Origin of the sequence: Nocardia sp. 2TAF39 (genome assembly GCF_052114905.1) — a bacterium.
Taxonomy (GTDB): Bacteria; Actinomycetota; Actinomycetes; order Mycobacteriales; family Mycobacteriaceae; genus Nocardia.
This window is the reverse complement of sequence record NZ_JBFRFQ010000062.1, coordinates 16,168-34,542: the sequence shown is the minus strand read 5'-3', so window position 1 is coordinate 34,542 and position 18,375 is coordinate 16,168. Positions and strand designations below refer to the sequence as shown.

At 67.5% G+C, this 18,375-nt stretch carries 19 protein-coding genes; 10 read left to right on the top strand and 9 right to left on the bottom strand.

The window, feature by feature from the left end:
- From AB4Z47_RS27750 to AB4Z47_RS27740, 3 genes are all read left to right on the top strand, one after another.
- On the top strand, positions 1-1,566 hold a 1,566-nt coding region (locus AB4Z47_RS27750; protein ID WP_441955150.1), incomplete at its 5' end, for an NAD-glutamate dehydrogenase domain-containing protein.
- Between the two features lie 41 nt (positions 1,567-1,607).
- Positions 1,608-2,027 carry an acyl-CoA thioesterase gene (locus AB4Z47_RS27745; protein WP_441955154.1) on the top strand — a complete coding sequence of 140 codons (420 nt, stop codon included), beginning with the start codon at positions 1,608-1,610 and terminating at the stop codon, positions 2,025-2,027.
- A gap of 46 nt (positions 2,028-2,073) precedes the next feature.
- Positions 2,074-2,739, top strand: coding sequence for a hypothetical protein (locus tag AB4Z47_RS27740; protein WP_441955148.1), 666 nt, complete (start codon positions 2,074-2,076; stop codon positions 2,737-2,739).
- Between the two features lie 301 nt (positions 2,740-3,040).
- On the opposite strand, the gene AB4Z47_RS27735 is transcribed toward AB4Z47_RS27740, so the two are convergent.
- The 3 genes from AB4Z47_RS27735 to AB4Z47_RS27725 form a co-directional block, all read right to left on the bottom strand.
- On the bottom strand, positions 3,041-3,298 hold the full coding sequence (locus tag AB4Z47_RS27735) for an AzlD domain-containing protein (RefSeq protein WP_441955146.1): 258 nt from the start codon (positions 3,296-3,298) through the stop codon (positions 3,041-3,043).
- Between the two features lie 25 nt (positions 3,299-3,323).
- A complete protein-coding gene (locus tag AB4Z47_RS27730; RefSeq protein ID WP_441955144.1) occupies positions 3,324-3,563 on the bottom strand; it encodes a hypothetical protein in 240 nt (79 codons plus the stop codon).
- A gap of 277 nt (positions 3,564-3,840) precedes the next feature.
- Entirely contained in the window at positions 3,841-4,545 is a 705-nt protein-coding gene (locus AB4Z47_RS27725) for an HNH endonuclease (RefSeq protein WP_441955142.1), read from the bottom strand.
- A gap of 221 nt (positions 4,546-4,766) precedes the next feature.
- Between AB4Z47_RS27725 and AB4Z47_RS27720 the strand changes: the two genes are divergently transcribed.
- From AB4Z47_RS27720 to AB4Z47_RS27705, 4 genes are all read left to right on the top strand, one after another.
- Positions 4,767-5,171: a globin gene (locus AB4Z47_RS27720; protein ID WP_441955140.1), complete on the top strand. Its 405-nt coding sequence runs from the start codon at positions 4,767-4,769 to the stop codon at positions 5,169-5,171.
- Positions 5,172-5,397: 226 nt separating this feature from the next.
- Positions 5,398-6,999 carry a glycoside hydrolase family 13 protein gene (locus AB4Z47_RS27715; RefSeq protein WP_441955138.1) on the top strand — a complete coding sequence of 534 codons (1,602 nt, stop codon included), beginning with the start codon at positions 5,398-5,400 and terminating at the stop codon, positions 6,997-6,999.
- 120 nt (positions 7,000-7,119) lie between these two features.
- Positions 7,120-7,401 carry an aa3-type cytochrome oxidase subunit CtaJ gene (ctaJ, locus tag AB4Z47_RS27710; protein ID WP_441955136.1) on the top strand — a complete coding sequence of 94 codons (282 nt, stop codon included), beginning with the start codon at positions 7,120-7,122 and terminating at the stop codon, positions 7,399-7,401.
- 10 nt (positions 7,402-7,411) lie between these two features.
- The gene (locus AB4Z47_RS27705; protein ID WP_441955134.1) at positions 7,412-7,852 is read left to right on the top strand and encodes a DUF5130 domain-containing protein; all 441 of its coding nucleotides are present in this window, start codon (positions 7,412-7,414) and stop codon (positions 7,850-7,852) included.
- A gap of 584 nt (positions 7,853-8,436) precedes the next feature.
- On the opposite strand, the gene pepN is transcribed toward AB4Z47_RS27705, so the two are convergent.
- Positions 8,437-11,019, bottom strand: a complete 2,583-nt coding sequence (gene pepN / locus AB4Z47_RS27700) for an aminopeptidase N (protein WP_441955132.1) — start codon at positions 11,017-11,019, stop codon at positions 8,437-8,439.
- Positions 11,020-11,240: 221 nt separating this feature from the next.
- On the opposite strand from pepN, the gene AB4Z47_RS27695 reads away from it, so the two are divergent.
- A complete protein-coding gene (locus AB4Z47_RS27695) occupies positions 11,241-12,077 on the top strand; it encodes a phosphoribosylaminoimidazolesuccinocarboxamide synthase (protein WP_441955131.1) in 837 nt (278 codons plus the stop codon).
- A gap of 7 nt (positions 12,078-12,084) precedes the next feature.
- Here AB4Z47_RS27695 and AB4Z47_RS27690 read toward each other — a convergent pair whose 3' ends face one another.
- The 4 genes from AB4Z47_RS27690 to AB4Z47_RS27675 form a co-directional block, all read right to left on the bottom strand.
- Positions 12,085-12,567 carry an NUDIX domain-containing protein gene (locus AB4Z47_RS27690; protein WP_441955129.1) on the bottom strand — a complete coding sequence of 161 codons (483 nt, stop codon included), beginning with the start codon at positions 12,565-12,567 and terminating at the stop codon, positions 12,085-12,087.
- Between the two features lie 166 nt (positions 12,568-12,733).
- Complete coding sequence (locus AB4Z47_RS27685) at positions 12,734-14,005, bottom strand: RNA polymerase sigma factor (RefSeq protein ID WP_441955127.1); 1,272 nt, start codon at positions 14,003-14,005, stop codon at positions 12,734-12,736.
- Positions 14,002-14,403 (bottom strand): YciI family protein, encoded by a 402-nt coding sequence (locus AB4Z47_RS27680; protein ID WP_441955125.1) that lies wholly within the window; start codon positions 14,401-14,403, stop codon positions 14,002-14,004. Before AB4Z47_RS27680 ends, AB4Z47_RS27685 begins: the two co-directional genes overlap by 4 nt.
- Positions 14,404-14,515: 112 nt before the next feature.
- Positions 14,516-15,748, bottom strand: coding sequence for an NAD(P)/FAD-dependent oxidoreductase (locus AB4Z47_RS27675; protein WP_441955123.1), 1,233 nt, complete (start codon positions 15,746-15,748; stop codon positions 14,516-14,518).
- A 179-nt stretch (positions 15,749-15,927) separates the two neighbouring features.
- On the opposite strand from AB4Z47_RS27675, the gene AB4Z47_RS27670 reads away from it, so the two are divergent.
- Complete coding sequence (locus AB4Z47_RS27670) at positions 15,928-16,572, top strand: mycothiol-dependent nitroreductase Rv2466c family protein (RefSeq protein ID WP_441955121.1); 645 nt, start codon at positions 15,928-15,930, stop codon at positions 16,570-16,572.
- 43 nt (positions 16,573-16,615) lie between these two features.
- Here the strand turns inward: AB4Z47_RS27670 and AB4Z47_RS27665 are convergent, their stop codons facing one another.
- Entirely contained in the window at positions 16,616-17,737 is a 1,122-nt protein-coding gene (locus AB4Z47_RS27665) for a M48 family metallopeptidase (RefSeq protein ID WP_441955119.1), read from the bottom strand.
- Between the two features lie 156 nt (positions 17,738-17,893).
- On the opposite strand from AB4Z47_RS27665, the gene AB4Z47_RS27660 reads away from it, so the two are divergent.
- Positions 17,894-18,367: a ribose-5-phosphate isomerase gene (locus tag AB4Z47_RS27660; RefSeq protein WP_441955117.1), complete on the top strand. Its 474-nt coding sequence runs from the start codon at positions 17,894-17,896 to the stop codon at positions 18,365-18,367.
- Positions 18,368-18,375: the final 8 nt, after the last annotated feature.

The following is an 18,375-nucleotide window of genomic DNA, read 5'->3' as shown; positions in this document are numbered from 1 at the left end:
AACGGCGGCATCGGCACCTACGTGAAGGCGAGCACCGAAACCAATGCCGATGTGGGTGACAAGTCCAACGACGCGGTGCGGGTAAACGCGAACCAATTGCGGGTCAAGGTGATCGGCGAGGGTGGCAACCTGGGCGCGACGGCGCTGGGCCGGATCGAGTTCTGCCGCAACGGCGGCAAGATGAATACCGACGCGCTGGACAACTCGGCGGGCGTGGACTGCTCCGACCACGAGGTCAACATCAAGGTGCTGTTGGACGGCGTGGTCAGCAACGGTGAGCTGCCGGAGGCCGACCGCAATCCGCTGCTCGCCTCGATGACCGACGAGGTCGCGCAGATGGTCTTGCAGGACAACGTGGCGCAGAACTTCCTCATGGGACTCTCGCGCACCGACGCGCCGCAGATGCTTCACGTGCACACGCGGCTCATCCAGGATCTGGAGGAGCGCCGTGGACTGGACCGCGAACTCGAGGCGCTGCCCTCGGATCAGGAGATGAAGCGCAGGCTGGAGGAGGGCGGGGGTCTGGCGTCGCCGGAGCTGGCCAATCTGATGGCGCACGTGAAGCTGTCGCTCAAGGCCGACCTGCTCGACTCCGACCTGCCCGACAGTCAGTACTTCGCAGCCCGGCTGCCCGCATACTTTCCGACGCCGCTGCGCGGCAGGTTCGGCACGGCGATCAAGAGACACCGGCTGCGCAGGGAGATCGTCACCACCATGATCGCGAACGAGATGGTGGACTACGGTGGCATCACCTACGCGCACCGGCTGAGCGAGGAGATCGGCGCCACCACCACCGACGCGGTGCGCGCGTTCGCCGCGGCCAGCGGGATCTTCGGCCTGCACGCCATGTGGACGAGGATCCGCGAATGCGACGCGCCCACCTCGGTGCGCGACCTGCTCGAACTGGAGACGAAGCGGACTCTGGACCGCGCGTCCCGGTGGTTCCTGAGCAACCGGCCGCAGCCGATCGCGGTCGGCGCGGAGATCAACAGGTACAGCACGGATGTGCGCGAGCTCGCCCCGAAGGTGCCAGGTTGGCTGCGTGGACACCACGTGACCAGCCTCACCGACCAAGCTGCCGAGCTGATCGCACGCGGCGCCCCGACCGACTTGGCCACCGAGGTCTTCGGTCTGCTCACCCTGTTCCCGCTGCTGGACATCGTGGACATCGCCGACATCACCGACCGGGACGGCGACGAGGTCGGCTCGTTGTACTACGCCCTCAACGATCACCTCAAGATCGACTGGCTGCTGGAGGCGGTCAGCCACCTCGAACGCGGTGACCGCTGGCACTCGCTGGCCCGGCTCGCGCTGCGTGACGACATGTACGGGTCGCTGCGCTCGCTCACTCTCGACGTGCTCTCCGGCGGTGACCCGGAGGAGACCGCGGACGAGAAGATTGCATACTGGGAGTCGAAGAATCAGTCCCGGCTCGGTCGAGCCAGGGCGGCACTGTCGGAGTTGTTCGAGTCCGGGACCCACGATCTCGCCACGCTGTCGGTTGCGGCGCGGCAAGTGCGGAGCATGGTGAGCGGGGTGGGCGCCCAATCGGAGGTACCACGTTGACGAGTTCGTCGCACGTTGGCGAAAAGGCGCAGGGCAGCGTTGTGCTGCCCAGGCGTTTTCACACCAAGGTAGACGTCAGGTGGTCGGACATGGATGTGTTTCAGCACGTCAACCATGCCCGAATGGTGACGCTGCTGGAGGAGGCGCGGATCCCATGGCTGTTCGAGGACGGCCGCCCGACCGCTGCGCTGCGCGAGGGCTGCGTGCTCACCGACCTGCGGGTCCGCTACCGCGGTCAGCTGCGGCATGAGGACACGCCGCTGGATATCGCCATGTGGATCGAGCAGCTGCGCGCGGTCGACTTCACCATCGGCTACGAGGTGCATGCTGCCGGCGCGGCGCCTGATTCGGCGCCTGCGGTGATCGCGTCCACGCAGATCGCGGCGTTCGACATGCGGGCACAGCGGCTGCGGCGGCTCACGGACTCGGAGCGCGATTACCTGTCCGAGTGGACAGAGTGAGCGATCGCGTCGGTGATCGCTGACTAGTGGCAGCAGAGCAGCCGTGATGGCAGAGCAACGAGTGCTGCACGTATCCGATCCGGCGGAGCGGGAGAATCTCGCGACGTTCCTGACCCGGGCCGTCCGGCTGGACCCTGCGGCGGTGGTGCGCCTGCGCCGCCGCGGGGAGCGGTACCTCTCGGCATGGGTGGCGACGGGTTTCGAGGCGCTGGCGGTGCGCACCGTGGTCGCCGAGCTCGGCGTCGACGATGTGACCGTCGCCGCCGACTTGGTGTTGGCCGGGCTGGCGATCAGTAGCCCGATCGACTTGGGGTATTCGATGGACTCCGCCTGGCGTGGCGCGCTGCCGCCCTCGGACGGCTTCGCACACATCGATGATGTGCCCGCGCGCACCCTGGTCGATCTCGCCGAGCAGGGTGCGCGGCTGGCGAAGGAACACGGCAGCAGTCAAGGTCCGCCGGCGTCGTTGCTCGATCAGACCGTGTTGACCGTTTCGGGCGCGGACACCCAGGTGCAGGTGCCCATGCGGGTCGTTTTCGCGCTCACCGCCATGGATTTCATCCCGCATTCGGGGGAGAAGGCCGATCCGCGCCGTATTCCGCTGGCCGAGATTGTTCGCGTTCGGGCCAGCCGGACCTGGCTGCGGCTGGATGCCCGCTACGGCTCGATCGCCCGCCGCCTCGGCGGCGGTATCCCGCTGCTGCCGCGCTAGCTGCTGCTGCGCTGCCTGGAGCTGACGGCACTGTCGCGGCTGCGCCGCAGTGTCGCGGCTGCACCGCACTAGCGTTGCTTCACCGCGCGAAACGTATTAGCAGGCAGCGGACTGCAGGCAGGAGGTGGCGATTTCGAACTCTCCGGTAGCACATGGAGTTCCGCGAGCGATGAAATGGTTGGCGGCGCCGTCAACAGGAGGGGACGGCGCCGCCCGCGGGGGGCGGTCCGCGAAGAAGCCTGGCCGAAAACGAGTTTCGAGACCGGTCAGGAGACGTCGATGACGCGCAACACCGCCGTTGTCACGACGCCGCGAGGATCACCACCAGGATCGGCTGCCGTTTCCAGGCGAGCATGCCGCCGACGAGAATGCCTGCGGGCACGGCGAACCCGAGACTGCCCGTGCCCAGCGGCAAGGTGGTCACGGCCACCAGCGCGGCAAGCACGACGACAACGCCGATTTCCAGCAGACGCACCGTGCGGGCGGGTAAGCGCACCCGGTCGCGCAGGGCGGGACCAGCCCAGCGGAAGGCGTAGGTGCTTACAGCGAGGGCGAACACCTGGCGGACAACATCATTGCGCGCCTTACGTCGAAGACTGGCTCGGCTGTTCGCGCGCCGCGACGAGCATGCCCGAAAGAGCAAGCAGTACCGGCATTCCGGCGGGAAGGAACGGTGCGCTGGCCAGAGCGACGGCAGTGCCGACGCACACCGCCCCTGAGGTGGCTCGATCACGGAAGGCGGGTAGCACGAGCGCGAGCAGCACTGCGAAAAATGCCGCGTCCAGCCCGAGCGCCGAAGTATCCGAGACCACGGAACCGATCAACGCTCCGATCGCTGCACCGCGTGCCAGGCAAGGAGAACGCCGGCGTCGGTGACCTAGCAGGCCGCACGCTTGCTCGCCTGGTCGGCGGCGAGAGCGCCACGGACTCGTCGTTCGTCAGATGCACACCCGCCGCCAACCGGCACCGACCACCTGGGGAACCGACAGTCCGTACGGCAGATGCCTGACCTTCGCCGAAAGCCCGGCGAGCACCGCCGCGATCGGACGGCCACCTGCGGCGACGATGCCGAGGACGGAACTCTGAGCCTTCGGCGAGGGATCAGGCCGCGCCTTCGCCGAGGTACTGCAACCACAGCGGGTCGAGCTCGGTGGTGGTGGACAGCAGGCGCCAGTGCGGGCCCTTCGGCGAGACCAGTGGGGAGCGCAATGTCCAGCCCAGCTCGCTCAGCAGCTTGTCGGCCTTGCGATGGTTGCACGGCGCGCAGCTGGCGACGCAGTTCTCCCAGGAGTGTTCCCCGCCGCGACTGCGCGGGATGACATGGTCGATGGTCTCGGCCTTGCCGCCGCAGTAGCCGCACCGATAGCGGTCCCGGTGCATGAGGGCGGCGCGGGTCATCGGCACCCTGGCCCGATACGGCACGTGCACGTAGTTGCGTAGGCGGATCACCGAGGGAATGGTTACGGATGCTTCGGCGGAATGGACCACCGGTCCTTCGTCGTTCTGATGGACGGCGTCGGCTTTGTCGCAGATGAGCAGGACGACCGCGCGACGCGCGGACAAGGCGGTAAGCGGTTCGTAGGTGGCGTTCAACAGCAGCACCCTGGTCTTGAGCCAGTTCGTGCCCTCGGCGGGCGGTGCGGCGGGGTGCGACGCATGGTCATGGTGGCCATGATGGCCGGCAGGACAATGTTCGGACAAGAGGTGCAGCGGAGTAGCCCCCGACCCACGATTGTGGACGTCGGCGGGCTGGAGTTGTCGGTGCGCTCGCGCCTCATGTGATCGGGCGCCGTGCCGCTGCTTCATCTCGACCTCAATTTCATGATTGGCAGGATCATGTGGTATCTGCGGAGCAGAGACTGCCACCCAGTTGACCATGGAACGTCGGCCAGTGCACGGTGATTTTCAACAATGTCTGGTTAACGGTGGCTGAAGTGCCATCCAGCCGCGACGCTGCGGCCGCTGAGCGGCGGCTGAGCGCTGCGGGCACAATGGGCTGTGGCGCATTCAGCGAATCGAGAGGGTCTATGACTTCGAGCGAGCAGACAGCGACGTCGTTCTACGAGATGGTCGGCGGAGCGGAGACGTTCCGGCGGATCGTCGCGGCGTTCTACCGCGAGGTGTCGGCCGACGAGGTGCTGCGCCCGCTCTACCCGGAGGAAGACCTGGGCCCCGCCGAGCGCCGGCTGCGGATGTTCCTCGAACAGTACTGGGGTGGTCCGCGCACCTACTCCGACGAGCGTGGCCATCCGCGTCTGCGCATGCGGCACATGCCGTTCACGATCGGGCCGATCGAGCGCGACGCGTGGCTGCGGTGCATGCGGATCGCGGTCGCGGAGATCGAGCCCGATGTCCTCGACGACGAGCACAGGAAAGCTCTGCTCGACTACCTGGAGATGGCGGCCAACTCGCTGGTGAACGCCCCGTTCTGAGTATGCGTTCGCGACGCGGACCGGCATCCTGGCAAGTGTCGTTTCCCACCGCATTGCGATGGCGGTGAATTCGCTGGAGTGCCGAAAGTAGCCTGGAATTTTCGGTCGAGAGGCGAGATAGCATCAAGGTTTCAGCTGAGCGCAACAACGCTGGCTATTCGCCTTACCTCGAGGACGCAGCTTCGCCAGAAGGTTTTCAGCGCGAGACTTTGGCACTATTGCACTCGTGACTGATGCACCAGCCGAAGCGGCGCCGGTGGATCGCACCACCCAGCCGTGGTGGCGGTCGGCCGTGTTCTACCAGATTTATCCCCGATCCTTCGCGGACTCGAACGGTGACGGGATCGGTGATCTCCCCGGTGTCCGGGACAAACTCGGCTACCTCGAATTGTTGGGCGTGGACGCGTTGTGGGTCTGCCCGGTGATGCGTTCGCCGATGGCCGACGGTGGCTATGACGTAGCCGATCCGCGCGATATCGACCAGCTCTTCGGTGGTCTCGCCGCGATGGACGAGCTGATCGCGGCAGCCCACTCCCGTCGAATCAAGGTCACGATGGACCTGGTGCCCAACCACACCAGCGACCAGCACTCGTGGTTCCGTGCGGCACTGGCCGCCGCGCTGGGGAGCACGGAACGTGAACGCTACATCTTCCGAGACGGCCGTGGGCTCGACGGCGCCGAGCCGCCGAACAACTGGCCGAGCATCTTCGGCGGGCCCGCTTGGACCAGGGTCACCGAGCCCGACGGCACGCCGGGTCAGTGGTATCTGCACATCTTCGCGCGCGAACAGCCGGATCTGAACTGGGCCAACGACGACGTCGCCGCCGATTTCGAGCAGACCATGCGATTCTGGCTCGACCGCGGTGTCGACGGATTCCGGCTTGACGTCGCACATGGCATGGCGAAACCAGATGGCCTGCCCGACCTGCCCGAGGTCGCCTCCGCGCTGCTCGCGCACGACGACAACGACGTGCGTTTCAACAATCCCGCCGTGCACGAGATCCACCGCCGCATCCGCAAGCTGATCGACGAGTATCCGGACGCGGTGACCATCGGCGAGGTGTGGGTGAACGACAACACCCGCTTCGGTGAGTACGTGCGTGCCGACGAACTGCACCTGGCCTTCAACTTCCGTCTCGCCGAGGCCCAGTTCAGCGCCGAGGACGTGCGCGACGCGATCGACAACTCGCTGGCCGCCGTCGGGCCGGTTTTCGCGTCGCCGACTTGGACCTTGTCCAACCACGACATCGAGCGCGAGGTCACCCGGTACGGCGGCGGCGCGGTCGGGGTGGCGCGGGCACGGGCGATGATCCTGCTGGAGCTCGCACTTCCCGGCGCGGTGTTCATCTACAACGGCGCCGAGCTCGGCCTGCCGAATGTGGACGACCTGCCCGACCAGGTTCTGCAGGACCCGGTGTGGGAGCGCTCCGGCCACACCGAACGCGGCCGCGACGGCTGCCGGGTGCCGCTACCGTGGGAGGGCACCGCACCGCCGTTCGGGTTCACCACCGGCAGTTCCTGGCTGCCGATCCCGCCCGACTGGGCCAGACTGACCGTTGAAGCCCAGCTCGAGGAACTCGGCTCCACCCTGTCGCTCTACCGCATGGCGATCGAACTCCGCGCTCAGCGACCTGAATTCGGGGGCGACCGCATCGAATGGTATAGCAGCCCGCCGGGCTGTCTCGCCTTCCGCCGTCCCGGTGGGCTTGTCTGCGTGCTGAACGCTTCGACGGCGCCCATCCCGTTGCCGCCAGGAGATGTGCTGTTGGCCAGTGCGCCGCCGGAGGGTGGTCAGCTGCCACCGAATGCGGCGGCCTGGCTGGTCTGAGTGTCGCCGTGCAGCAGAAGCCGGTCCGAAAGGCCTGGCCCACCCGTCGTGCCGGGATACGAAACCATGACGGTTCGACCGGGCGGAGAACTACTACACACGATCGTCTACCGTTGATCCGTGAGCATTCTCGAGACAGTGCTGGTCTTCGCCGGCATCCCGCTGGTGATCTACGGTGCGATCGCCGGATTGTCATTTCTCGGTAAGCCACTGCCTGGTGAGAAGCCGGTCCACTTCGATCTCGGTCAGAAGTGGACCCAGCCGCCGGTGTTGTGGAGTGCCACCGACGAGGTGACCGGTTCGGGTCACCACGACATCGCAGATACGTCGCATGGACATCATGCGGCTATCGAGTCCACCGAGGTGGAACTGATCGGAGGCCGGGCAAGTGGCAAGTTCTAAGTGGCCCGCGGTGGTCGAGGCCGACCTGCCGCACGGGTACGCGATCACCAGCAGCGGGCGCGTCTCCGGCGTGCACGAAGCCGGCGACGTGTTCAAGGAAGCCCCGTTCCGCGATGACGAGCGGCTCACGATAGACAACGTGCTCACCGAGGCTACCCGCGCGACCAAGGTGCGCTTCAACATCTACATCGGCGATCTGGGTACGGACACGGCGGCGGGTGTGGACGCGCTCTTCCCGACCACGCCCGAAGCGGCGCGCTCGGTGCTGATCGCCGTCTCGCCCAACGAGAAGGCGATCGAGGTGCGCTCAGGCCGTGATGTCGCCGAGCGCGCGAACGACCGTGTCTGCCAGCTCGGCGTCACCGCCGCCCTGAGCTCGTTTCGGCAGGGCCAGCTGATCGACGGTCTCGTTTCCGCGGTGCGCGTGATGGCCGCCGCCATCGGGCGGTAATTTTTGGCTGTGTTTGATTGGCAGCGCCTGCGGCGTTGCGTGTTCGCGGCCCCCTTATGGCTCGCGTCCGAGCGACCGCCGCTGGCGACTTCGTCGCGGACGCGTCGGCCGCTCGGACGCGAGCCGGGCCGCGAACGGGGAATGCTTGGTCTCGCTGCGCTCGGAAACGGGGGTTTTGCCGACGTGGTTGCGTGCGGTGGCAACTGCTAGAGCTGAGAGTTTCTGGCTGCTGGTAGCGGTGGGCGGGTGACTCCACTCGTATTGTTGTGGACCCATCGTCCCTGGTTGGGCCGTGCCTGCGGCGCTGCGTGTTCACAGCCCCCTTCATGGCTCGCGTCCGAGCGACCGAGACTCGCGACCGCCCCGCATGCGCTTCAGCGGCTCGGATGTGAGCCGGGCTGCAACGGTGTTTGTAAGACTCGCACCCCACAGGGCTGGGAGTATGTGGAGCGGGCAGTCTCCTGTAGGAGCGTCTTCGCCGCTTGTAAGACTCACAGTCTCAAGGTTGATGCCGGACCGGCGGTTCGTGGTTGTTGTCGAATCGGCGCGTCCACCCATTCAGCGGGTGGACGCGCCGGTTTCGTTTATGACTGCGTGTCGAAGGCGCGGGCCCGGAGGGAGCGTTCGATACCGGCCTTGCCCTCGCTGACCAAGCGGCGCAGGGCCGGGGGGTGGTCGCCCGCGAGGAACTTGTCGGCGACGGCCACTGCGTCCTCGGTGATCGCCCAATGTGGGTAGAGGCCGACCACCACGGTCTGGGCGACCTCGCTGGAGCGGCGCTCCCAGACGCCGCGCACCTCCGCGAAGTAGCGCTCGACGTAGGGGGTGAGCAGGTCATTCTGTCCGGCTGGCGCAAAGCCGCTGACGATCGAGCGTGCGGTGATGTTGGGGACCGACTCGTCGTGCATCACGGTCGCCCACGCCCGTTCCTTCACCTCGGCGATCGGGCGGGCGGTAGCCGCCGCGGCAGCCTGGCGCCGGCCCGCCGCGGTGGGGTCGCCGGCCAGCTCCTGGTCGATGATCGGGGTGTCCAGGCCGTCGGCGTCGATCTCGCCGGCCGCCGCGAGCGCGGACACGATGCGCCAGCGTAGGTCGGTGTCGACCACCAGACCGGTGAGCCCGACCTTCGCCGGGTCGCCGTCGAGCAGCTCGCGCAGCACCTCGGTGTGCCAGGCCGACAGCTTCGCGCCGGTCAGCGCGTTCACGAAGGCCAGCTGGTGATCCGAGCCCTGCTCGGCCTCGCGGGCCAGCTCGAGCAGCCGGTTCGCGTAATCCGGCCACCCGGTGGTCGCCGCCCATTCCGGGTCGGTATAGCTGCTGAGCGTCGTGTTGGTCTGCATCAGGAGTCGTTGCACCACACCGATTTCGGTCTCGTCGGCGACGCCGCGCTGGACCAGGGCGACGAAATCGCGGGCCCGGAATTCGGCCTGGCGGGTCATTTCCCATGCCGCCGACCAGGCCAGCGTGCGGGGGAGTGGCTCGGCGATGTCGGCGATGCGGTTGACGAGCATGTCGAGCGAGCCCGCGTCCAGCCGGACCGAGCAGTAGGTGAGGTCGTCGTCGTTGATCAGCACGAACTGGCCGCGCGGCACGCCGACCAGCTCGGGAACCTCGGTGCGCTCGGCGGCGTCGAGGTCGATTTCGACGCGCTTGGTGCGCACCAGCTTTCCGTCCTGGTCGGCGTAGACGCCGACTGCGAGGCGGTGCACGCGCCGTTCACCCGCGCCTGGCTCCGCACCCTCTTGTACTACGGCGAACGAGGTGAACCTGCCCTCGGCGTCTACCTCGAAGTCCGGGCGCAGGATGTTCAGGCCGGTGGTCTTGAGCCATTGTGCGCCCCAGGTGGACAGGTCGCGTCCGGAAGCCTTCTCCAGCGCCACCAGTAGATCGTCGAACGTGGCGTTGCCGTAGGCATGTTCGGCGAAGTACGCGCGCAGACCCGCAAGGAACGGCTCGAGCCCCACATAGGCGACCAACTGTTTCAGGACACTGGCGCCCTTCGCGTAGGTGATGCCGTCGAAGTTCACCTCTACCGCATCGATGTCGGGGATGTCCGCGGCGATCGGGTGGGTGGAGGGCAGCTGGTCCTGCCGGTAGGCCCAGGACTTCTCCACATTCGCGAACGTGGTCCATGCGTTGGTGTACTCGGTGGCCTCGGACTGGCACAACACCCCGGCGAAGGTGGCGAACGACTCGTTCAGCCACAGGTCGTCCCACCACTTCATGGTGACCAGGTCGCCGAACCACATGTGCGCCAACTCGTGCAGCACGGTCCCGGAGCGGCGCTCGTAGGACGCGCGGGTCACCTTGGAGCGGAAGACGTAGTCCTCCAGGAAGGTCACCGCGCCCGCGTTCTCCATCGCGCCCGCATTGAACTCCGGCACGAACAGCTGGTCGTACTTGCCGAACGCGTATGGGACGCCGAAGTTCCCGTGGTAAAACCCGAATCCCTGCTTGGTCTCGGTGAACAGACGCTCGGCGTCCATGTGCTCGGCCAGCGAGGCACGGCAGTAGATGCCGAGCGGGATGCTGCCGTGCTCGTCGGTGTAGACGTCGGTCCATCGCGCGTACGGGCCCGCGATGAGCGCGACCAAGTAGGTGCTCATCTTCGGGGTGGTGCGGAAGATGTGCTTGCCCGGTTCGGCCGCGACAGTGTGCACAACGGCGGCGTTGGAGACGACCTGCCAGTCGGCGGGCGCGGTGACCGTGAGATCGAAGGTTGCCTTCAGGTCGGGCTGGTCGAAGCAGGCGAACATCCGCTTGGCGTCGGCGGTTTCGAACTGCGAGTACAGGTACACGGCACCGTCGGCCGGGTCGACGAACCGGTGCAGACCCTCGCCGGTGTGCGAGTACTCGCAGTCTGCCTCGACCACCAGCTCGTTGCGCTCGGCCAGATCGGTCAGCGTGATTCCGGTCGACTCGTCGTAGTCGGAGATGTCCAGGGCGGTGCCGTTGAGCACCGCCGAGCGCACATCGCGCGCCACGATATCGGCGAACGTGCTCGCGCCCTTGGGCGCGGTGAAGGTCACGGTGCTGCGGGAGAAGAAGGTCTGCTCGCCCGGTCTTCCCGCCCCGTCGGTGAGATCCAGGTCGATCAGGTAGTTCTCGACCGATACCGTCGAGGCGCGTTCGATCGCCTGCTCACGAGTGAGGTTGGGTGCGGACATGAGGCTCCTTCGTGGTCGAAGAACGGGCGCGGGCGCACCCCACAATGCCACCTCGATGCGGCGGCCCGCGCGGGACTTTCCGCACCAACCCTAACCGCRCGCCCCGCTCCCGCGTGCCGACGACGACGGCGGGCGGACGGCGCGACTTCTTCGCCCACGGCGCGGCGGTATTCTGCCTGGTGCAGTGCAGGTTCACTCCCCACGGATTCGGAGGATCGACGTTGAAGCATGTGCACGCCGGGAAGGTGCGTGACCTGTATGAGGACGGCGAAACCTTGTTGCTGGTCGCCTCCGACCGGGTCTCGGTGTACGACGTCGTGCTACCGACCCCGATCCCGGACAAGGGTGCGCTGCTGACTCAGCTGTCGAACTGGTGGTTCGAGTACTTCACCGATGTGCCTGATCACGTGGTCTCCGCCACCGACGTGCCCGCCGAGTTCGCAGGCCGCGGAATCCGGGTCAAGCCGCTGAAGATGGTGCAGATCGAATGCATTGCCCGCGGCTACCTGACCGGCTCGGGGCTCGTGGAGTATCGGCGAACGGGCTCGGTGTCCGGGGTGGCGTTGCCGCCAGGATTGCGCGAGGGCGACAAGTTGCCGGAGCCGATCTTCACGCCGACCACCAAGGCGTCGCAAGGGCACGACGAGTCGATCACGTTCGCGGATGTGGTGAACCAGGAGGGGCGTGAGGTCGCCGAGCGGCTGCGCGAGCTGACCCTGCACATCTACGCCCGCGGCGCGGCGCACGCCGCCGAACGTGGCGTGATCGTCGCCGACACCAAGGTCGAATTCGGCTGGGACGGCGACATTCTCACCCTCGGCGACGAGGTTCTCACCTCGGACTCCTCACGTTTCTGGCCCGCCGACGAGTGGGAGCCGGGGAGGCCGCAGCGCTCGTTCGACAAGCAATTCGTTCGCGACTGGTCGACCTCCACCGGCTGGGACAAGGAACCGCCCGGCCCGCAGATCCCGGCCGATATCGTCGAAGCCACTCGGCAGAAGTACGTGGAGGCCTACGAACTGATCACCGGCCGGACCTGGACCGGCGTGTCGCGGTAGCCGCGCGTCAGAGCGTCAGGTGGTCGGCCAGCCGGTCCGGACAAGGCCGCTGGCCGGCGACCAGCTTGTCGCGGGCGGTGGCAAGGTCGAACCACGCGACGCGGTCGATCTCCGGAAACTCGGTGATCGTGCCCGAGCGCGGCGGCCACTCCAGTTCGAATGTTCCCGGCACAATGGCGGCGGGATCCAGGTCGCCCTCGATGGCCCAGACGGTGAGGCTCTTCTTTCCTTTGCCACTGCCGTAGCGCACCTCGCCCAGCGGTATCCACTCGCCGTCCGGAACGGGCAAACCGAGCTCCTCGGCGAATTCGCGCCCGGCCGCGGTGCGCGCGTCTTCGGACTCCGGCTCATACTCGCCCTTGGGAATCGACCAGGCGCCCAGGTCTTTTCGCGCCCAGAACGGGCCGCCCATGTGCCCGAGCAACACCTCGACACGGTGGCCGGAGGTCCGGCGGAACAGCAGGACTCCCGCGCTGTGTTTGTCTGCCACACCGGGTAGTCTGCCCCGGCCTCGGTCGGCAGACTGCCGCGGCCCCGACCGTGCTGGCGTCGCGTAGGCGACTGCGCCTGGACCACCCGTTCGACGCGGTACGCGCGGTCGGCAGATCGCGCGGCATGGACGCCACCGAATTCCGTGTGGCGGATGTCCCGAGCCCCTACGTGCGGTCGATCGCGTTCTGAGCGTGTCCTTCCCTGCGCAGCTGGGCGGCGCGGACGGTCAGGTAGTCGCGTTCAGGGGAGCTGGTGGTACGGGCGGCCGCTGCCGTGTAGTGGGTGATGGCGGCGTCGAAATCGCCTGCCATTTCACGGAGATGGCCGCGGACGGCGTCGAGCCGGTAATGGCCCGCCAGCCGCTCATCGAGGGTCGAGGTGAGTTCGAGGCCTGCCGAGGGCCCCGACACCATTGCGCTGGCCACCGCGCGGTTGAGGGTCACCATAGGGTTGTCGGAGAGCTGTTCGAGCCGGGTGTACATCGCGAGGATCGTCGGCCAATCGGTGTCCTCGGCGCGTGCCGCCAGCGCGTGCAGCACCGCGATGACCGCCTGGATCTGGTAGGGCCCGCGCAGGCCCTCGGGCAGCGTGCTGGTGGTCAGCGTGGTCCCCTCGGTGATCAGAGCGCGATCCCACAGCGCGCGGTGCTGTTCGGCCAGCGGGATGAGTTCGCCGTGCGCGCCGGTGCGCGCGGTGCGTCGGGCATCGGTGAGCAGCATGAGCGCGAGCAGTCCGGTGACCTCGGCGTCGTCGGGCAGCAGGCGGTGCACCGCCCTGGTCAGGCGGATCGCCTCGCCGGAGAGGTCCGTGCGGTGCAGCGACGATCCCGAGCTCGTGTGACCCTCGGTGAAGATCAGGTACAGCACGTGCAGGACCGCGCCGAGCCGCTCGCGCCACTGCGCGTCGCCGGGACGCGCAAAAGGCCGGTCCAATGTGGCCAGCTTCTTCTTCGCCCGCGTGATCCGTTGCGCCATCGTCGTTTCCGGCAACAGGAAGGCGCGCGCGATCTGCTCGGTGGTAAGGCCGCCGACCGCCCGCAGGGTGAGCGCGATGGCACTGGCCGGTGACAGCGCGGGATGGCAGCACAGGAACAGCATCGCGAGCGTGTCGTCGTGGTCGACCGGGGTGGCATCGGTGAGGTCGCGTTCGAAGGCGGTAGCCTCTCTGCGCCGCCGGGCTACCTCGGCGCGCACTGCGTCGGCCATCCGGCGCTGCGCGACCTGGATCAGCCAGGCACGGGGATGGGCCGGCAGACCTTCGGCCGGCCACTGCGTCGCGGCCGCCAGCATCGCCTCCTGCAGCGCGTCCTCGGCCGTGTCGAAATCACCGAACCGGCGGACGAGCGTTCCGAGGACCTGCGGCGCCAGTGCGCGCAGCAGGTCCTCGGTGCTCGCCGGGAGCGGTGTGTCGTCGGGCACCGCACGCCGGTCGCTCACTGCTCGGTGGCGGGAGCGCCCATCACCGCGCGGACTTCGATGTATTCGCCGATCGGTTTGCCGCCAGGGCCCGGTGCGGCAGAGGCCTGCGCGGCGATCTCGTAGGCCCGGTCGGGGCTGTCCACGTCGACGATCCAGTACCCGGCCAGGAACTCCTTGGTCTCTGGAAATGGCCCGTCGGTGACCACCGGCGCCGACCGTCCGTCCGAGCTGACCACTCGTGCTTCGGTCGGACCAGCCAGACCCTGCCCGTCGACCAGTTCGCCGGACTCGGCCAACTGTGCACCGAGTGCGCGCTGGAAGTCTATGTGCGCCTGGATCTCTTCCGGTGACCATTCGGTGATCGGAGTGTCGCAGTAGGCGGCGGGTGCATAGGTCTTCAGCAGCATGTACTTCATAGTTCGACTCCTCTTCGTCGGCTCCGGGCCGTTCGGAGCGCCCGTGCGGTGCGCTCGGGGAAAGGTCGGAGCCCATCGCGCCGATCCGACGTTGTTCTGATAGTGATAAGCATCACAACGGCGCGGCCACATCCGCGAGCCGGTCCGGGTCGACCGGCTTGCCGGCGAGGATCAGCTCTGTGATCCGGTCGGTCACATCCCAGACGTTCACGTTCATCCCTGCGAGTACCCGGTCGTCGGAGTCCAGCCAGAATGCGACGAACTCGCGCGCCGCCAGGTCGCCGCGCACGACGACCCTGCCGTAGCCGCCCGGCGCCGCATATCCGGTGTACTCCATGCCGAGGTCGTACTGATCGGTGAAGAAGTAGGGCAGCCGGTCATAGGTGGCTGGTTTGCCGAGCATGGTCGCGGCCGCGACCGCGGGCTGGTTGAGCGCGTTCGCCCAGTGCTCCACCCGGATACGCGTGCCGAGGACCGGGTGCTGCTGCGTGGCGATGTCACCGACTGCGACGATGTCCGGATCGCTGGTCGTCAGATGTTCGTCGACGAGCACGCCGCCGTCCACCGCGAGACCGGCATCGGCGGCCAGCTCGATGTTCGGGCGGGCGCCCACCGCGACCAGCACCGCGTCGGCCTCGATCGTGCTCCCGTCATCGAGCCGGACCCCGTTGGCGAGCGCGGTCGCGATGGCGTCCTGCGTGGTGATCCCGGCGACTTGCGCGCCGAACCGGAAATCGACGCCGTGCGATCGGTGCAGGTCGGCGAACACCTCGCCCATCTCCGGGCCGAGCGCGGCGAGTAGCGGGAGGTCGGCGGCCTCGACAATGGTCACCTGCACGTCGGCCGCACGGGCCGCCGCCGCGACCTCGAGACCGATCCAGCCCGCACCGATGATGACGATCCGGCGTGCGCTGCCGAACAAATCGATCAGGGTGTCGGAGTCTTCGATGGTGCGCAGCGTGTACACATTGGGCGCGTCCGCGCCGGGAATCGGCAGCGTGCGTGGCGTGGAGCCGGTGGCGAGCGCCAGCTTGTCGTAGGGCACTGTCGAACCGTCTGGCAGGGTGACCGTCTTCGCCGCGGTGTCGAGCCCGGTCACCGTGGTGCCGAGCCGGACTTCGACATGATGGTCGCGGTACCACTGGGCGGGAGCGACGGTGAACTCGCTGAGCGCCTTCTTGCCCGTGAGGTGTTCCTTCGACAGCGGCGGACGGTCATAGGGCAGCCGGTCCTCGGCACCGATCAGGGTCACGCTTCCGTCGAAGTCTTTGTCCCGCAACGCTTCCGCGATTTTGGCCGCGGCCAGACCGCCGCCGACTATGACGAAACGCTGGTGAGAACTCATAGCGGACTCCTTCACGGAAGGGAACCGGGCTCCTGCCGACCAACCCTACTGGCAGCTACGCGACAGCTCGGGAAAACGGCGCGTCGGGTGGGAACGAATCGCGCGCCGACGTGGTTGGTCGGTAGGGCGGCAGGTGTGACCCGCCGCCCATCCAGGACGCGATCGAGAGGAAGCCACCTGTGCCCGACAAAGCCACCAAGGATGTCGCCGATTTCTGGTTCGACCCGCTGTGCCCCTGGTGTTGGATCACGTCCCGCTGGATCCTCGAGGTCGCGCAGGTCAGGGACATCGACGCCCGGTTCCACGTGATGAGCCTTTCGGTGCTCAACGAGGACAAGGAAGGTCTGCCCCCGCAGTATCAGGAGCTGCTTGCCGTCGGCTGGGGCCCGGTCCGAGTGGCCATCGCCGCGGCCCAGGGGCACGGCGACAAGGTGCTGTCGCCGCTCTATACCGCGATGGGTACCCGCATCCACAACCGGCGCGCCGAATATGAGCGGGAGAGCCGCAAGGAGACCCTTGCCGCGGTGATCGCCGACTCGCTGGCCGAGGTCGGTCTGCCCGCCGAACTCGCCGCGGCGGCCGACAGCACCGACTATGACGAGGCGCTGCGCAAGAGCCATCACGAGGGGATGGACAAGGTGGGACCAGACGTCGGCACCCCGACCATCCACATCAACGGGACCGCGTTCTTCGGCCCCGTCCTTTCCCGCATTCCGCGCGGAGAGGAGGCGGGCAAACTCTGGGACGGTGCCGTCGCGCTGGCGTCCTACCCGCACTTCTTCGAGCTGAAGCGGACGCGGACCGAGGATCCGTCGTTCGACTGAGCGTCGATGTGCGAGTGCCGCGCCGAGCGGCGCTCGCACATCGTCACGGAACGGGCTTCGGCGGACTCGCCGGGACCTTGCCGTAGGGACTCGGATAGTTGCTCGGGGTGGGCGACGTGGCGTTCACGGGCGGGTTCGGGCGCAGGAACAGCTTGCCGTGCCTGCTGCGGTCGCGCAGCGCCCACATCCGCCAGGTGAGCACCGGGTGGCTGGACATGGCGTTCACGGCCCAGACGAAGAAGCCCTTTTCGAACGCCGCCCGGTCGGCCATCTCGTCGAAGCCGACCAGCTTGTTCATGTACTTGCCCGCGGCCAGCGTGCCCATTGCGGCGGGCGCGCCGAGGTGCCGGTTGCAGTAGCCGTGGTTGTCGGCGGTGTACTCCTGCGCGCGGAGCAGCGAGCTTCCGATGATCGGCAGGAACGGCACCAGGAACATGCCGAGCTGTCGCCAGTACGAGGTGTGCCCGGCCGCGATATGGCCGACCTCGTGGCCGATGATGAACGCCAGTGCGTCGGGTTCGCGTGCGGCGCCGCCGATCTCGAATAGGTCGCTGTACACCACGACATAGCGACGGAAGCCGTGTCCGCTCGCGGACGCGTTGATCCGACCGTTGCCGAGCACCACATACGCGTCCGGCACCTTCGTCATGCCGAAGCGGGCGGCCGCATCGACTACGAGCTGGTAACCCTCGGGGAATTGGGTCGGCGACATTTTCACGCCGCTCACCCGCTGGGTCGCGTAGCTGACGCCGCGGCCCAACCACAGCAGCAGCGGGGCCGCAGCCAACCCGAGAACGTACTGGTCGACGTTGCCGGTCGCCAGTAGCAGCAGCGCGATCAGATAGGCGAAGACGGTCAGCACGATCACGATGACGAGCATCGGGATCTCCCAGCTATGCCTGGCGGGCATGCCGAACGGCGAGAGACCGCGCGGCGGTCGCTGCGGTGGGAACCCGGGTGGCACCGGTGCGCCTGGGTACGGGCGGTACCGGTACGGCGCCGCCGGATACGAACCCGATGGGACGGCGGGATACGAGCCCGACGGATGCGGCTGGCCGTAGGGTGCGGCGGGCGCGTCCTGATCCCGCGCCCACCCCGCCTGCTTGGCATACGGGTCGGCGTGCCGGCCCGCTTGGTCGTGCGGGTGGGGTCCGTGCGGCTGCATGGGTCGAACTCTATTCAGTTGCCGGGAACGGCGAGGGCCGCCCCAGACGTGTTCGGACCTGTGCCGCGTACACAACTGGCGTATCAGTCGAATATGTCAATCAAGGGGGTGTGCCCTGTCGCCAACGCGGTACGGCGGCCTGACACAATGCCTGCCATGCGCGTATATCTGGGTGCCGACCATGCCGGTTTCGAACTGAAGAATCACGTCAAGGCCCACCTGCAGCAGGCGGGACATGACGTCGTGGACTGCGGCGCGCTCGAATACGACGCGCTCGACGACTACCCCGCCTACTGCATCGAGGCGGCCCGCCGCACCGTCGCCGACCCAGGCAGCCTGGGCCTGGTGTTCGGCGGCAGCGGCAACGGCGAGCAGATCGCCGCGAACAAAGTGCCCGGGGCCCGCTGCGCGCTGGCCTGGAGCGTCGAGACTGCCCAGCTGGCCCGGCAGCACAACAACGCGCAGTTGATCGGTATCGGCGGCCGCATGCACTCCACCGAAGAGGCGCTGGCCATCGTGGACGCGTTCCTCGCGACCCCGTGGTCGAATGAGGAACGCCACCAGCGTCGCCTCGACATCCTCGCTGAATACGAGAAGACCGGCGTCACACCGCCGGTCCCTGCGTACTGAGCGCACCG

Coding starts and splice junctions, on each gene's coding strand:
- AB4Z47_RS27740 (WP_441955148.1), top strand. CDS start 2,074: ATGGCAGAGCAACGAGTGCTGCACGTATCCGATCCGGCGGAGCGGGAG.
- AB4Z47_RS27725 (WP_441955142.1), bottom strand. CDS start 4,545: ATGAAGCAGCGGCACGGCGCCCGATCACATGAGGCGCGAGCGCACCGA.
- AB4Z47_RS27720 (WP_441955140.1), top strand. CDS start 4,767: ATGACTTCGAGCGAGCAGACAGCGACGTCGTTCTACGAGATGGTCGGC.
- pepN (WP_441955132.1), bottom strand. CDS start 11,019: ATGTCCGCACCCAACCTCACTCGTGAGCAGGCGATCGAACGCGCCTCG.
- AB4Z47_RS27680 (WP_441955125.1), bottom strand. CDS start 14,403: ATGAAGTACATGCTGCTGAAGACCTATGCACCCGCCGCCTACTGCGAC.
- AB4Z47_RS27675 (WP_441955123.1), bottom strand. CDS start 15,748: ATGAGTTCTCACCAGCGTTTCGTCATAGTCGGCGGCGGTCTGGCCGCG.
- AB4Z47_RS27665 (WP_441955119.1), bottom strand. CDS start 17,737: ATGCAGCCGCACGGACCCCACCCGCACGACCAAGCGGGCCGGCACGCC.
- AB4Z47_RS27660 (WP_441955117.1), top strand. CDS start 17,894: ATGCGCGTATATCTGGGTGCCGACCATGCCGGTTTCGAACTGAAGAAT.